Raw genomic sequence first — 14,174 nt, 5'->3', positions numbered from 1 at the left:
GTCAGATGTCCCGGAAGCGGTTGATGGCGTCGATGTGCTGCTCGCGCATCTCCTGGTTGCGCACGCCCAGGCCCTCACGGGGGGACAGGGCGAGCACTCCGACCTTGCCCTGGTGGAGGTTGCGGTGCACGTCGTACGCGGCCTGGCCGGTGTCCTCCAGGGAGTAGACCTTCGACAGCGTCGGGTGGATCTTCCCCTTGGCGACCAGCCGGTTGGCCTCCCACGCCTCGCGGTAGTTGGCGAAGTGCGAGCCCACGATCTTCTTCAGCGACATCCACAGGTAGCGGTTGTCGTACTCGTGGTTGTAGCCCGAGGTCGAGGCGCAGGTGACGATCGTGCCGCCCTTGCGGGTGACGTACACACTCGCGCCGAAGGTCTCGCGGCCCGGGTGCTCGAAGACGATGTCCACGTCCTCGCCACCGGTCAGCTCACGGATGCGCTTGCCGAACCGCTTCCACTCGCGCGGGTCCTGGTTGTGCTCGTCCTTCCAGAACTTGTAGCCCTCGGCGTTGCGGTCGATGATCGCGGTCGCGCCCATCTTCCGGCAGATCTCCGCCTTCTGGTCGCTGGAGACGACACAGATCGGGTTGGCGCCGCCGGCCAGCGCGAACTGCGTGGCGTACGAGCCGAGTCCGCCGCTCGCGCCCCAGATCAGCACGTTGTCGCCCTGCTTCATACCCGCACCGTTGCGCGAGACGAGCTGGCGGTACGCGGTGGAGTTGACCAGGCCCGGAGCGGCGGCCTCCTCCCAGCTGAGGTGCTGGGGCTTGGGCATCAGCTGGTTGGACTTGACGAGCGCGATGTCCGCCAGCCCGCCGAAGTTGGTCTCGAAGCCCCAGATGCGCTGCTCGGGGTCGAGCATCGTGTCGTTGTGGCCGTCGGAGGACTCCAGCTCGACCGAGAGGCAGTGCGCGACGACCTCGTCGCCCGGCCGCCAGGCGTTCACGCCCGGGCCGGTGCGCAGCACGACGCCCGCCAGGTCGGAGCCGATGACGTGGTACGGGAGGTCGTGGCGCTTGCTGAGGTCGCTGAGCTTGCCGTACCGCTCCAGGAAACCGAAGGTCGAGACGGGCTCGAAGATCGACGTCCACACGGAGTTGTAGTTGACCGAGCTGGCCATGACCGCCACCAGGGCCTCGCCAGGACCGAGCTCGGGAACCGGCACCTCGTCGAGGTGCAGGGACTTGCGGGGGTCCTTGTCGCGGCTGGCGACGCCCGCGAACATCTCGGCCTCGTCCTTGTGCACGGTTACCGCGCGGTAGGACTCGGGGATGGACAGGGCGGCGAAGTCCGCGGCCGTGCTGTCCTGCGACTGGATCGCGTCCAGGATTTCCTTCACGGTGATGCCTCCGGCAAAGCTGGGCGTCGAGGGAACGCTTGAGGGGACCCTGCGGGCAGGGCGTTCGGTGCGGTGTGGAGGTGTGCCGTCGGTTCGGCGGGTGGAGCTTCGGCTTGCTCTGTGGAGCAGAAGGGTTTGCCTGTGACGCAGGCGCCCGGGCGCGCAGACACGTGGTTTGCGGGGACAGCCGGCGTACGTGAGGTCCCAGCACGCCGGCCGCCCGGACACCATCAACGTATGGCACTCCGTGACACCTGACAAGGCACCGAGTGCCAACAATTTCTCTCACTTGTCATCCTGAGGGCACGCATGAGCAACACCATGGGTGCTACGGGATGGTCTGTCCTGCCGACGAGCGGTCAGCGCACGGGGCGGTACACGTACGGCGTCGTCGTACTCAGCTCCGAGAAGCCCAGTCGGCGCAGGATCGGGGCGGACCGGTCGGTGGCGTCGACCTGGAGATGGCGGTAGCCGCGCTCCGCCGCGATCCGGGCGCGGTAGGCGACCATCGCCCGGTAGACGCCCTTGCCGCGCCAGGGGGCCACCGTCCCGCCGCCCCAGAGCCCCGCGAAGCCCGTGCCCGGACAGAACTCCATCCGGGCGGAGCCGACCGGCTCGTCGCCCGCCATCGCCAGGACCCCCACGAAGCTGTCCGCGTCCTCTTTCAGCCGGGTGAGCACCTGGTGGCCGATCCGCGCCCAGTCCGTGCCGAACGCCTCCTCATGGGCCCGGCCCATGAGCTCCACGCCGGCCGCGTCGGTCACGGTCCGCAGCTCGATGCCCGCCGGCAGGACGACGGCGGTCGGGAGGTCCGCCACCGGGGCGACCAGCAGGGTCTCCGGCGGTTCCGGTACGAATCCGGCGGCCAGCAGCCGCTCGGGCAGGTCGGCGGGCCGGTCGTGGGCGTACACCTTCCACTCGAACGCGTCGTGGCCGAGCGAGGTGAAGTAGGCGACCTGCGCCGCGATCGCCGTGTCGGCCCGGGCGGAGTCCAGGCCGGGGGCGGACCACACGACACCGTTCCAGTCGTCGGCCCTGCCGACCTGGCGTACGACGTCACCGGCACGCTCGACCCGGACACCGGGGCCTTCGGGACGTGCGTGTTCCCGCATCTCGTGGTCGAACAGGGCAAGCAGCGCATCTCGTTCGGATTCCATGCGGCCACCTGAACAGCCGGGGCCCGCAGGAGCAAACGGATTCCCCCGCGTCGGCGCCGCGGGCCGGGGCAGGTGGCACAAGCGAGTGATCTTGGACGACCAGCAGCTGGGAGAGGCACCGAAGATGGCGATACCCGCCCGCAGAGGCACCGCGCCGGACAGCCGGCCCGCATTCAGCGTCCGCCGCACGGCCGTGGGCTTCGCGCTCGCCGCTGTGCTGATCTGGGGAGCGGGGACCGTCCTGCGGGCCGCCTGGCAGAGCGCCGGAAGACATCCGGCCGTCGCCGTCGTGGTGACGGCCTTCCTGGTGACGGGGGCGGTGGCGCTGCTGCGCAGCCGCTCCCGTCGCAGGGCGGCGTGCAGGGCCACCGCGGCGGTGACCGAGGTCACCCACGACCTCGTGGACACCGGACTCGCCGAGGCCGCCGCAGCCCTGCGTGCGCAGGACGCCACCGGACCGGTGGACTACGCGGCGCTGGACGCGGACGAGTTCGAGCAGGCCGTCGCCGGACTCTGCGAGCGCGACGGCTGCCAGGACGTCGAGGTCGTCGGCGGAGCGGGAGACCTCGGGGCCGACGTCGTCGCGACAGCCCGCGACGGGCGGCGCGTCGTCATCCAGTGCAAGCGGTACGGCGCCGAGAACAAGGTCGGCTCCCAGGACGTGCAGCGGTTCGGAGGCACCTGCTTCGCCGTGCACGAAGCCGACGTCGCGCTCGTCGTGACGACGGGCGCGTTCACCTACCCCGCCCTCGACTACGCGGACCGGTGCGGCATTCTCTGCGTGGACCACGAGGCCCTCGCGGCGTGGAGCGACGGCGGCACGCCACCGCCCTGGGAGGCGGCCCCTCCGGTGGACGACCGGACCGGCGGACTCTGACCACGCGGCTCTCAGCGGTCCTTCAGCGCCTGCTGGATCGTGCGCATCACCTCGTCGAGCGGCGCGTCCGTCCGCGCCACCGCGACCAGCACCTCGCCCTCCGTCGCCACCGTGGCGGCGGCCGGGGTCTTCGACGGCTCGGCCGCCGCGGTGCGCCCCGCCCCGATTCCGGAGCCGAAGGTGTCCCGGACGATCGCGAAGGCGTGGTCGAGCTGCGCCTCCACATCGCCCTGGCCGCCCGCCCGCAGCCAGCGCCGCAGCACATGGTTGTGCGCGGTCACGACGGCTGACGCGGCTACCTCGGCCAGCAGCGGGTCGTCATTGCCGACATGGTGGTCGCGCTCGTCGAAGTGGCCCAGCAGATAGCGGGTGAACAGCCGCTCGTAGCGGGCCACCGAGGCGATCTCCGCCTCCCGCAGCGTGGGCACCTCACGGGTCAGTTTGTAGCGGGCCACGGAGACCGCGGGCTTGGCCGCGTACATCTTCATGACTTCCTTGATGCCCCGGCAGACCGTGTCGAGCGGGTGCTCGTGCGCCGGCGCCGCGTTGAGGACGGCCTCGGCCCGTACGAGGGTGTCGTCGTGGTCCGGGAAGATCGCCTCTTCCTTGGAGCGGAAGTGGCGGAAGAACGTCCGCCGGGCGACGCCCGCGGCACCCGCGATCTCGTCGACCGTCGTCGCCTCGTACCCCTTCGTCGCGAAGAGTTCCATCGCGGCGGCTGCCAGCTCACGGCGCATTTTGAGCCGTTGGGCGGCGGCGCGGGTGCCCGCGGCGGTCTCCGGGGCATCGGGCGCGACTGAGGTACGGGTGGACCTGGCGGGCTGGGACATGGTGTGAACGTACTGCATCGGTGCGGGGGGACGCGCCCGTGGGGGCGGGCCGCCCGCACGGCCCAGCAACCCGCCCCACCCGCCCCTCCCGCCTCCTGGCTCAGCGACGGGCATATTCGCGGAAGCCGCGGCCGGTCTTGCGGCCGAGGCAGCCCGCGGCCACCAGATGCTCCAGCAGGGGCGCCGGGGCGAGACCCGGGTCGCGGAACTCGCTGTGCAGGACCTTCTCGATGGCCAGCGAGACATCGAGCCCGACGACGTCCAGGAGCTCGAACGGCCCCATCGGGTAGCCGCCGCCCAGCTTCATGGCGGCGTCGATGTCGTCGAGGGTCGCGTAGTGCTCCTCGACCATCTTGATGGCGTTGTTGAGGTACGGGAACAACAGCGCGTTCACGATGAATCCCGCCCGGTCCCCGCAGTCCACCGGGTGCTTGCGGACCTTCGCGCAGACCTCGCGGACGGTGGCGTGGACGTCGTCGGCGGTCAGCACCGTGCGGACCACCTCGACCAGCTTCATCGCGGGCGCCGGGTTGAAGAAGTGCATCCCGATCACGTCCTCGGGCCGTGCCGTGGCCCGTGCGATCGCGATGACGGGGAGCGACGAGGTCGTGGTGGCCAGCACCGCGCCGGGCCGGCAGACCTTGTCCAGCGTCGCGAAGAGCTGCTGCTTGACCGCCAGGTCCTCGGCGACCGCCTCGACCGCGAGGTCCACGTCGGCGAAGGCGTCCAGCGAACCGGCGGCGGTGATCCGTGCGAGGGTCTCGTCCCGCGCCTCGGCCGTCAGCCGGCCCTTGGCCACCGAACGCTCCAGCGACTTCGCGATCCGGCCCTTGGCCGTGTCCGCCTTCTCCTGGCCGCGCGCGGCCAGCACCACGTCGTAGCCGGCCTTCGCGAAGACCTCGGCGATGCCCGAGGCCATCGTCCCGGACCCCGCGACCCCCACGGAGTTCACCTGGCGCCCGGCGACCGCCCCCGTGCTCTCCTTCGGCGTCAGTGCGTCCGGCACCACCGTCTGGCCGCCCGGAGCGTCGTACGTGTAGAAACCGCGGCCCGTCTTGCGCCCGGTCAGGCCCGCCTCGCTGAGCTGCTTGAGGATGGGGGCCGGGGCGTGCAGCCGGTCGTGCGACGCGGAGTACATGGCCTCCAGGACCGTACGCGCGGTGTCGACGCCGATCAGGTCGAGCAGGGTCAGCGGGCCCATCGGCAGCCCGCAGCCCAGCTTCATCGCGGCGTCGATGTCCTCACGCGAGGCGTAGTTCGCCTCGTACATCGCCGCGGCCTGGTTGAGGTAGCCGAACAGCAGGCCGTCCGCGACGAACCCCGGCCGGTCGCCGACCGCGACCGGCTCCTTGCCCAGCTCCCTGGCCAGCCGCGTGACGGTCTCGACGGCCGGCGGCGCGGTGAGCACCGAGGAGACCACCTCGACCAGCTTCATCGCGGGCGCGGGGTTGAAGAAGTGGAGGCCCAGCACCCGCTCGGGGTGCTGCGACTCGGCGGCCAGCCGGGTCACCGACAGCGCGTTCGTGCCCGTCGCCAGGATCGCGGTGGGGGAGACGACGGCGTCGAGGTCGCGGAAGACCTGCTGCTTGATCTCGTAGGACTCGGGCACGACCTCGATGACCAGTTCGGCCGCGGCGGCGGCCTGGAGGTCGGAGAACGTACGGAAGCGGGCCAGGACGTCGCTCCGCTCCTCCTCGGTGATCTTCTCGCGCCGCACGGCGCGGGCGGTGGAGGCTTCCAGGGAGGCGACGGCCCGGCGGGCGGCCTCGTCACTGATGTCGATGCCGATGACCTCGCGGCCCGCACGGGCCAGGACCTCGGCAATGCCGGTTCCCATGGTGCCGAGACCGACGACGGCGATGGTGCTGAGCGGGGTGTCCATCACGGGACTCCAGGGTGAGTGACGACTGAAGAGGAAGCACGGAGCGCGCGAGGAAGGAGTCCGGGCGCGGGGCGTGCGCGAGCTGCGTGTCGTGGTGCACGGGCCGGGGCGCCACAGGCGTACCCGGAACCGGGAAGGGTGACGGACTCCGTCCCGAGTCGCGTCTCACAAAGCTGCCGAACCGACAAGCACTCCGGGCGGCTGCGTCACCAGGCCGTCGGAGCAACGGGGTTGTGCCCCGCTCACATGAGGTTAACCGGCGGGTAACGAGCGCGCCAGCCCTGAGTCCCTGTGCACTGGACCACACTTCGCGGCTGCCTGTCCGGCGGCCGGGCCCGTACGGTCCGTGTCCGCCGATACGCTGAGCGTCATGGATGAGGAGTTCAGGTCGCTGACGGACCGGCTGTGTGGGGAGGCGGGGGATTCGGCGGCGTACGACCGGCTCGTGGCCACCGACGACGACGAGGAGCTGGCCCGGGTGCTCGTGGAGCGGGGACGCCCTCTGTGGGCGCGTGAGATCGCCGCGTTCCGGCTCGGCTGCTCGGGTGACCGCAGGGCCTTCGAGGCACTGGTCCTCCTCCTCAACCACCGCGATCCCGAACGCTGTGTCTCCGCCGCCCACGCCCTGGTGCGCCTCGGCGACCCGCGCACACCCCGGGCCGCCGCGGCACTCGCCACCAACACCCTGCGCACGGCCTACGCGGTGCACCCCGTCCGGCTGCTGGCCGAGCTGCGGGCCCCCGAATCGGTACCCGCCCTGGTCAGCACCCTGGAGCGCCTGCTGAACCCCGACGAGCCGCACTGGCGTGTGGCCCTCGCCTGTGTGGAGGGGCTGGGCCGACTGGGTGACGGCGCGGCCCGACCGGTCCTCGAAGCGGCGCTGCCGCACCCCCGCCTCGGCGGAGCCGCGGCCGAGGCCCTCGGCCGACTGCCGGCCGGGCAGTGAACTGCCCGGCCGGCCACCGGCCCGGCGGGCCCGGTCAGCCGCGGAAGCCGAGCATCCCGTGCAGCGCCTTGCCGTCAAAACCGCCACCGGCGCCGTCCGTGCTCCGCAGCGACTTCTCCGCGGGCAGCGGCTTCGGGTCGGCGAGCGCCTCGCAGACCGCGTCCACCCGGCCGCCCTCGCCGCGCGGGACCCTGCCCGTGGCGAGGTAGTCCACCAGGTACGCGTCCAGACAGGTGCTCCCGCTCAGTGTGATGCCGTGGTTCCCGCTGCCCTGTTCGACGACGAGGCCGGAGCCCTTCAGCTTGCGGTGCATGGTGACGGCGCCTTCGTACGGGGTGGCCGCGTCGTCGGTCGCCTGGAACAGCAGGGCCGGCGGGATTCGGTGATTGGTCACCCGCACCGGATTCAGCGGTGCCACGGGCCAGGAAGCGCACGGCGCGTTGTACCAGGTGTTGTTCCAGGCCATGAACGGGGCCTTGGCGTGCACCGTCGCGGTGTCGTTGCGCCAGGTGTTCCAGTCCCGCGGCCATCCGGCGTCCCGGCACTGCACGGCCGTGTAGACCGAGTAACTGTTCCCGCCGCCCGCGCCGGTGGCGCCGAAGTTCTCGTACGCCGAGACGAGGGCGTCCTCGTCGTTGTCGAGGACGTACCCGGCGAACGCCTCGGCCAGATATGGCCAGTAGCCGTCGTAGTAACCGCCGGGCATGAAGGTGTCCTCGAGCTCGCTCGCTCCGACCTTGCCGCCCGCGGGGCGCGTCCGCAGCGACTCGCGCAGGTCGTACCAGGCCGCTTCGACCTTCGCCGGGTCCTGGCCGAGGCCGTAGGTGGCGTCATGCTTCGCGACCCAGGCCGCGAACGCCTTGTGGCGGGCGTCGAACGCGTAGTCCTGACCGAGGTTGTCGTCGTACCAGACCCCCTCGGGGTCGACGACGGAGTCCAGCACCAGCCGCCGGACCCGCTCGGGAAACAGCTTCGCGTAGACCGCGCCCAGGTAGGTGCCGTAGGAGTAGCCGAAGTAGTTGATCTGCCGCGCGCCCAGGGCCTCCCGGATCACATCCAGGTCCCGGGCGGCGCTGACGGTGTCCATGTACGGCAGCAGATCCCCGTGCTTCTCGCCGCACGCCGCGGAGAAGTTCGCGGCCCGCTCGCGGAGGGCCTGCTCGTCCTGGTGGGAGCGGGGTACGGAGTCGGGGCGCACCGGGTCGAAGTGCGTGGGAAGGCAGTTCAGCGCCGGGCGGCTCTTCCCGACCCCGCGCGGATCGAAGCCGATCACGTCGTACTGTGCGGCGAGCTTCGCGGGAAGTGCGGAGGCCACGAATCCGGCCATCGAGAGTCCGCTGCCACCGGGGCCGCCCGGATTGACCAGGAGCGGGCCCTGCGAGGTCTTCGCCGTGTGCGGAATCCGGGAGAGCGCGAGGGCGACCTGACGGCCCGACGGGCGGTCGTGGTCGAGCGGGGAACGGACCGTCGCACACTGCAGCGTCGGATACGACTTGGTCGCGCAGCCGGTCCACTCGACCGGTGCGGCGCGGGACGCTCCCGTCCCCGTGTCGGTGGTCGCGGCGGACGGTACGGCGGTCACCAGGCCCGCCACCGCCGCGCCCACGGCTACCAGAATTCCTGCACGTTTCGTCATACGGCCTCCCGAGATGAGGGAGCACGGCCGAGGGTGCCGCTGCCCCCGCCGCATGTTCCCCGCATTCCGGCCCGGAAGGACACGATCTGCCGAGAGTTGACCCATTTGGACAGGGGGACACGCGTGGGCGGGGTGACGTGGGTGACGTGGGCAGAGAATAGAACTTCCGTTCCCATGATCATGCGTGACCGATTTTGAGGGGCGTGCCCGAGGTGGTTGGCTCAGCACACCCCGAACGGTCGAGTGGTGGAGGAACAGGCATGGCGCAGGTCGAGGCAACGACAGAGCGGGTCATCGCGGCGGACGCGGAAGCGGTGTTCGATGCGCTGGCCGACTACAAGGAGGTCCGGGGCAAGGTGATGACCGGTCACTTCGGCGAGTACGAGGTGCGAGAGGGCGGCGACGGTGAGGGCACCGTCGTGCACTGGAAGCTCCAGGCCACCAGCAAGCGCGTCCGTGACTGCCTGCTGGACGTCACCGAGCCGACCGACGGCCAGCTGGTCGAGAAGGACCGAAACTCCTCGATGGTCACCACCTGGACCGTCACCCCGGCCGGCGAGGGCAGGTCCCGCGCGGTCGTCTCCACGGTGTGGGACGGCGCCGGCGGCATCGGCGGGTTCTTCGAGCGCACCTTCGCGCCCAAGGGGCTCGGCCGCATCTACGACGAACTGCTCCAGAACCTCGCCACCGAGGTCGAGAAGTAGCCTCCGGGCGCCGTCGGCCGGCCTCACCGGAACGGGTGGTTTTCCGGGACGGCCGGTTGTGCGCCGTAGTGCCCCCGACCGGCGCATAAGCCCTCCGAATGCGCCGGTCGCACTCCCGGTCGCGTTTGCCCCGCCTTGCCGCGCGATGCGACAAATGGGCGGCGCAGGTGCGACGAGGGGAGCGTTTCGTGGTGGGTGGGATCACTCTGGTGAAGGACGAACCGAGTGGCACAGGGGGAGCCGGGACACGGACCGCGCCACCCCCACCGCCGTCGGACCAGGACCCCGCCGCGCCCGCCGTCCCGCCCTCCGAAATCACCCACGGCCGGGTCAGGATGGTCTTCGTCGGCCTGATGCTGACCCTGCTGCTCGCGGCGCTCGACCAGATGATCGTCGCCACCGCACTGCCGAAGATCGTCGGTGAGCTGCACGGCCTGGAGAAGATGTCCTGGGCGGTCACCGCCTATCTGCTCGCCTCCACGATCGGCCTGCCGATCTACGGGAAGCTCGGCGACCTCTTCGGCCGCAAGGGCGTCTTCCAGTTCGCCATCGTCGTGTTCGTCATCGGCTCCGCGCTCGCCGGCTGGTCCCGCACCATGGACGAGCTGATCGCGTTCCGCGCGATCCAGGGCATCGGCGGCGGCGGCCTCATGATCGGCGTCCAGGCGATCATCGCGGACATCGTCCCGCCCCGGGAGCGAGGCCGCTTCATGGGCCTCATCGGCGCGGTCTTCGGCCTCGCGTCCGTCGCGGGCCCGCTGCTCGGCGGCTTCTTCACCGACCACGCCTCGTGGCGCTGGTGCTTCTACATCAACGTCCCGTTCGGCCTCGTCACCTTCGTCGTCATCGCCGTCGTGCTCAAGCTCCCCAAGCCGACCGTACGCCCCCGCCTCGACATCCTCGGCGCGGTGCTGCTCGCCGCCGCGTCCACCTGCCTCGTGCTGCTCACGAGCTGGGGCGGGACCGAGTACGCCTGGGGCTCGCGGACCATCCTGGGGCTCGCCGCCGGAGCAGCTGGAACGACCCTGCTCTTCCTCGCGGTGGAACGCCGCGCGCCCGAACCGATCATTCCGCTGCATCTCTTCCGCGACTCGGTCTTCACCGTCACGGGGCTTGTCGGCGCGGTCATCGGCGTCGCGCTCTTCGGCGCGGCCAGCTACCTGCCGACGTATCTCCAGATGGTCGACGGGGCCTCCGCCACCGAGTCCGGACTGCTGATGCTGCCGATGATGGGGGGCATCGTCGGCGCCTCCGTCGTCTCCGGGCAGCTGATCTCCCGTACCGGCCGCTACCGGATCTACCCCCTGGCCGGCAGTGCGATCTCGGCCGTCGGCATGTGGCTGCTCTCCCGGCTCGAAACCGGCACCTCCCGCTTCGAGTACAGCCTCGCCCAGGCCGTCCTGGGCCTGGGGATCGGCCTGGTCATGCCCGTGCTGGTGCTCGCCGTGCAGAACTCGGTGCGCCCCGCCGACCTGGGCACCGCGACCAGCGCCAACAACTACTTCCGGCAGATCGGCGGCAGCGTCGGGGCCGCGATCTTCGGCACGCTCTTCGCCGGACGGCTCTCGGACGCCCTCGACGTACGCCTCCCGGCCGGCGTCGGGCTCCCCGACCCGGAGTCGATCACCCCACAACTGGTCCACGCCATGGAACCCGCTCTGCGCGACGCCTACATCCAGGCGTACGCCGACGCGATGCCACGCATCTTCCTGTACCTGGTGCCGGTCCTTCTGCTCGGTCTGTTCCTCGCCTTCTTCCTCAAGGAGAAACCGCTGGTGTCCCACCCCATCCCCGACACGGCAGCCGACACGGCACTCGGCTCGGCGACCGTCCCCGCCGCCCGTTCGAACTCGGTCACGGTGACGGTCGGTCACGCAGCCGGCGTGCCGGTCTGCGGCTACGTCCAGCACCCCGACGGCACCAAGGTCCCGCGGGCCGCCCTCACCCTCATCGACGGTCAGGGGATGCAGGCCGGGCGGAGCGCCAGCGGCGACGACGGGCGGTACGCGCTGAGCGTGCCCGGCTCCGGCTCGTACGTCCTGATCGCCGCGGCGGGCGGGCACCAGCCGCAGGCCGTCAGCGTCACCGTCGGTGACCGGCCCGTCGAGCTCGACGTGGTCCTCGGCGGCGCCGGCCGGCTCGCCGGTACGGTCGTCACGGCCGACGGACTCCCGGTACGCGACGCCGCGGTGACCCTGACCGACGTACGCGGCGAGGTCGTCGCGACCGCCCGCACGGGGCGGGAGGGCGGCTATGTGATCACGGAGCTGGTGGCCGGCGAATACACCCTCGCCGCCAGCGCCCCGGCGTTCAGGCCGGCCGCGCTGCCGGTCAGCGTGCAGGCGGCCCGCGAGACCCGGCAGGACATCGAACTGGCCGGTGGCGCCGTCCTGCGCGGCACCGTACGGGCCAACGGCGGGCGGCCCGTGGAGGACGCCCGGGTGACTCTGCTCGACGCGGCGGGCAACGTGGTCGACACCCTCACCACAGGCCCCGAGGGCACCTTCAGGTTCGTCGACCTGTCCTCGGGGGAGTACACGGTCATCGCCGCCGGGTACCCGCCCGTGGCGACGGTCCTCCAGATGGCGGGCGGCGGTCGCACCGAACGGGACCTCCAGCTCGGTCACGAGGACTGAGCGGCGTGCCCGCCCCTCACCCGCGGAGCAGGCGGGCGATCTCCTCGTAGCCGCTGTCCTCGGTGTGCTCGAGTGCCGTCCTGCCGGAGTCGTCAGGCGCGTCCCCGCGCCGCCGCGTCCAGCACCGGCGCCCTCGACGCCCGCGCGTTCAGCACCTGCCGTCCGTGCCGACCAGGCTCATCAGGGCCCGCGCACCGGGACTCATGGCCAGGGCCGGCGGGAGCACCACCACGCTCTCGTACACCGGCCGGTGCGGGCCCCGCGGTTCCACCGCCACCAGCCGCCCGGCCTCGGGCTTGCGGGCGAAGTGCTGCGGCACCACCGCGATGCCCAGCTTCTCGTGGACCAGCTCCAGCAGGCTGTGCACGTCGCTCACCTCAAGGGCCACCGTGCGCCGCACCCCGACGGCCGCGAACGCCTCGTCCGCGGCCCGGCGGGGGCCCCAGTCCGGATGAAAGTCGATGAACGACTCCCCGGCCAGATCCGTCCACGCCACCGACGACTCCCGGGCGAAGCGGTGGCCCGGGGCGCACAGGACGACCATCGGCTCCCTGGCCAGCGGCATCAGCCGGCCGCGCCACTCCAGCGCGCTGACCGTGGCCGCGAAGGCGATGTCGAGTCGTCCACCCGCCACCCCGTCGAGGAGACTGGACGTGCCCTCCTGACGGAGCCGGAGTTCCATGTGCGGATGGGCCCGGTGGAACGCCGCGAGGAGCTGCGCGGGACTGACTCCCGCCACGCACTGCTCGACCCCCACGGTCAGAGTGCCGCGCAGCAGCCCCCGCACGGCATCGACGGCGTCCTTCGCCGCCCGCGCCCCCGCCAGAGTCCGTTCCGCCTCCACGAGAAGGGCCCGCCCCGCCTCGGTCAGCCGGACCGAACGCGTCGTACGGCTGAACAACGGGGTCCGCAGCTCCTGTTCCAGCGCCCGCACGGACGCGGACAGCCCCGACTGGGACACGGCGAGGCGCTCGGCGGCACGGGTGAAGTGCTGCTCCTCGGCGACGGCGACGAAGTGCTCCAGCTGACGCAGTTCCATGATTGAGAAATGTAGGCGATGAATCCGACCGGAATCTCCTGTTGGACTGCTGGATCGTTCTGCGCGAGCCTGGGTGCGCGCACCGAGCCCGGCGCGTACCCAGGAACTCTCCCGTGGAGCCCGTGTATGTACCTCCCGTCGGCCGACCGCTACTCCGCCATGCCCTACCGGCGAACGGGACGCAGCGGGCTGCTGCTCCCCGCGCTGTCCGTCGGGCTCTGGCACAACTTCGGCGGCGACCGGAACCCGGAGGACCAGGGCCGCATCCTGCGCAGGGCGTTCGACCTCGGCATCACCCACTTCGACCTCGCCAACAACTACGGGCCGCCGCCCGGCTCCGCCGAGATCACCATGGGCCGCGCCCTGAAGACGGACTTCGCGCACCTCCGGGACGAGATCGTCATCTCGACCAAGGCCGGCTACGGCATGTGGGACGGACCGTACGGCGAGTGGGGATCGCGGAAGTACCTGCGCTCCTCGCTGGACCAGAGCCTGACCCGGCTCGGCCTCGACTACGTCGACATCTTCTACTCCCACCGGCCCGACCCCGAGACCCCGCTCGAAGAGACGATGGGCGCGCTCGACACCGCGGTGCGCCAGGGCAAGGCGCTGTACGCCGGTATCTCCAACTACTCGCCCGAGCAGACCCGCGAGGCCGCCCGCATCCTCGGAGAGCTCGGCACCCCGTTGCTCATCCACCAGCCGCGCTACTCGATGCTGGACCGCCGCCCCGAGGAGGGGCTGCTGGGCGTTCTGGACGAGCTGGGCACCGGGTCCATCGCCTACTCGCCGCTGGAGCAGGGCATCCTCTCCGACCGCTATCTGCGCGGCATCCCGGAGGGCTCCAGGGCGGCGGGCGCCAGTCCGTTCCTGACGCCGGACGCGGTCACTCCGGAGCTGGTGCGCCGACTGGGCGCCCTCGACCAGGTGGCCAAGGAGCGCGGCCAGACCCTGGCGCAGCTGGCCCTGGCCTGGGTGCTGCGCGGCGGCCGGGTCACCTCAGCGGTGGTCGGCGCGAGCAGCGTCGCGCAGCTGGAGAGCAGTGTGGGGGCCGTGGCGAACCTGGAGTTCGGCGACGAGGAGCTGGCCGGGATCGAGGAGATCCTCACCGCCGGCTGACGCGTCCCG

At 71.4% G+C, this 14,174-nt stretch carries 11 protein-coding genes; 5 read left to right on the top strand and 6 right to left on the bottom strand.

All coding sequences use genetic code 11. The features are described 5' to 3' along the window. Position 1: 1 nt before the first annotated feature. Both ccrA and F0344_RS03850 read right to left on the bottom strand, forming a co-directional pair. Positions 2-1,339, bottom strand: coding sequence for a crotonyl-CoA carboxylase/reductase (gene ccrA, locus F0344_RS03855; RefSeq protein ID WP_185297418.1), 1,338 nt, complete (start codon positions 1,337-1,339; stop codon positions 2-4). 359 nt (positions 1,340-1,698) lie between these two features. Continuing rightward, positions 1,699-2,496: a GNAT family N-acetyltransferase gene (locus tag F0344_RS03850; RefSeq protein WP_185297417.1), complete on the bottom strand. Its 798-nt coding sequence runs from the start codon at positions 2,494-2,496 to the stop codon at positions 1,699-1,701. 124 nt (positions 2,497-2,620) lie between these two features. Between F0344_RS03850 and F0344_RS03845 the strand changes: the two genes are divergently transcribed. Further along, positions 2,621-3,373 (top strand): restriction endonuclease, encoded by a 753-nt coding sequence (locus F0344_RS03845; protein WP_185302502.1) that lies wholly within the window; start codon positions 2,621-2,623, stop codon positions 3,371-3,373. A gap of 11 nt (positions 3,374-3,384) precedes the next feature. On the opposite strand, the gene F0344_RS03840 is transcribed toward F0344_RS03845, so the two are convergent. Then, positions 3,385-4,203 carry a TetR family transcriptional regulator gene (locus tag F0344_RS03840; protein ID WP_185297416.1) on the bottom strand — a complete coding sequence of 273 codons (819 nt, stop codon included), beginning with the start codon at positions 4,201-4,203 and terminating at the stop codon, positions 3,385-3,387. 100 nt (positions 4,204-4,303) lie between these two features. Further along, positions 4,304-6,085, bottom strand: a complete 1,782-nt coding sequence (locus F0344_RS03835) for a 3-hydroxyacyl-CoA dehydrogenase family protein (protein WP_185297415.1) — start codon at positions 6,083-6,085, stop codon at positions 4,304-4,306. 370 nt (positions 6,086-6,455) lie between these two features. On the opposite strand from F0344_RS03835, the gene F0344_RS03830 reads away from it, so the two are divergent. Then, the gene (locus F0344_RS03830; protein WP_185297414.1) at positions 6,456-7,031 is read left to right on the top strand and encodes an adenylosuccinate lyase; all 576 of its coding nucleotides are present in this window, start codon (positions 6,456-6,458) and stop codon (positions 7,029-7,031) included. A 34-nt stretch (positions 7,032-7,065) separates the two neighbouring features. On the opposite strand, the gene F0344_RS03825 is transcribed toward F0344_RS03830, so the two are convergent. Further along, entirely contained in the window at positions 7,066-8,667 is a 1,602-nt protein-coding gene (locus tag F0344_RS03825; protein WP_185297413.1) for an alpha/beta hydrolase, read from the bottom strand. 260 nt (positions 8,668-8,927) lie between these two features. On the opposite strand from F0344_RS03825, the gene F0344_RS03820 reads away from it, so the two are divergent. Next, positions 8,928-9,371 (top strand): SRPBCC family protein, encoded by a 444-nt coding sequence (locus tag F0344_RS03820; protein WP_185297412.1) that lies wholly within the window; start codon positions 8,928-8,930, stop codon positions 9,369-9,371. Positions 9,372-9,559: 188 nt separating this feature from the next. After that, positions 9,560-12,007, top strand: coding sequence for an MFS transporter (locus tag F0344_RS03815; RefSeq protein ID WP_185297411.1), 2,448 nt, complete (start codon positions 9,560-9,562; stop codon positions 12,005-12,007). 148 nt (positions 12,008-12,155) lie between these two features. Here the strand turns inward: F0344_RS03815 and F0344_RS03810 are convergent, their stop codons facing one another. Then, positions 12,156-13,046, bottom strand: coding sequence for a LysR family transcriptional regulator (locus tag F0344_RS03810; protein WP_185297410.1), 891 nt, complete (start codon positions 13,044-13,046; stop codon positions 12,156-12,158). A 126-nt stretch (positions 13,047-13,172) separates the two neighbouring features. Here F0344_RS03810 and F0344_RS03805 point away from each other — a divergent pair, with 126 nt between their 5' ends. Further along, entirely contained in the window at positions 13,173-14,165 is a 993-nt protein-coding gene (locus tag F0344_RS03805) for an aldo/keto reductase (protein ID WP_185297409.1), read from the top strand. Positions 14,166-14,174 lie beyond the last annotated feature (9 nt).

Source organism: Streptomyces finlayi, from assembly GCF_014216315.1.
In the GTDB taxonomy this organism is placed as follows: Bacteria; Actinomycetota; Actinomycetes; order Streptomycetales; family Streptomycetaceae; genus Streptomyces; species Streptomyces finlayi_A.
This window is presented reverse-complemented; position numbering and strand designations above follow the sequence as displayed.

Bases quoted from the DNA above. Each gene is read 5' to 3' on its own strand.
- F0344_RS03850 (WP_185297417.1), bottom strand. From the start codon at position 2,496: ATGGAATCCGAACGAGATGCGCTGCTTGCCCTGTTCGACCACGAGATG.
- F0344_RS03845 (WP_185302502.1), top strand. From the start codon at position 2,621: ATGGCGATACCCGCCCGCAGAGGCACCGCGCCGGACAGCCGGCCCGCA.
- F0344_RS03840 (WP_185297416.1), bottom strand. From the start codon at position 4,203: ATGTCCCAGCCCGCCAGGTCCACCCGTACCTCAGTCGCGCCCGATGCC.
- F0344_RS03835 (WP_185297415.1), bottom strand. From the start codon at position 6,085: ATGGACACCCCGCTCAGCACCATCGCCGTCGTCGGTCTCGGCACCATG.
- F0344_RS03830 (WP_185297414.1), top strand. From the start codon at position 6,456: ATGGATGAGGAGTTCAGGTCGCTGACGGACCGGCTGTGTGGGGAGGCG.
- F0344_RS03825 (WP_185297413.1), bottom strand. From the start codon at position 8,667: ATGACGAAACGTGCAGGAATTCTGGTAGCCGTGGGCGCGGCGGTGGCG.
- F0344_RS03820 (WP_185297412.1), top strand. From the start codon at position 8,928: ATGGCGCAGGTCGAGGCAACGACAGAGCGGGTCATCGCGGCGGACGCG.
- F0344_RS03810 (WP_185297410.1), bottom strand. From the start codon at position 13,046: ATGGAACTGCGTCAGCTGGAGCACTTCGTCGCCGTCGCCGAGGAGCAG.
- F0344_RS03805 (WP_185297409.1), top strand. From the start codon at position 13,173: ATGTACCTCCCGTCGGCCGACCGCTACTCCGCCATGCCCTACCGGCGA.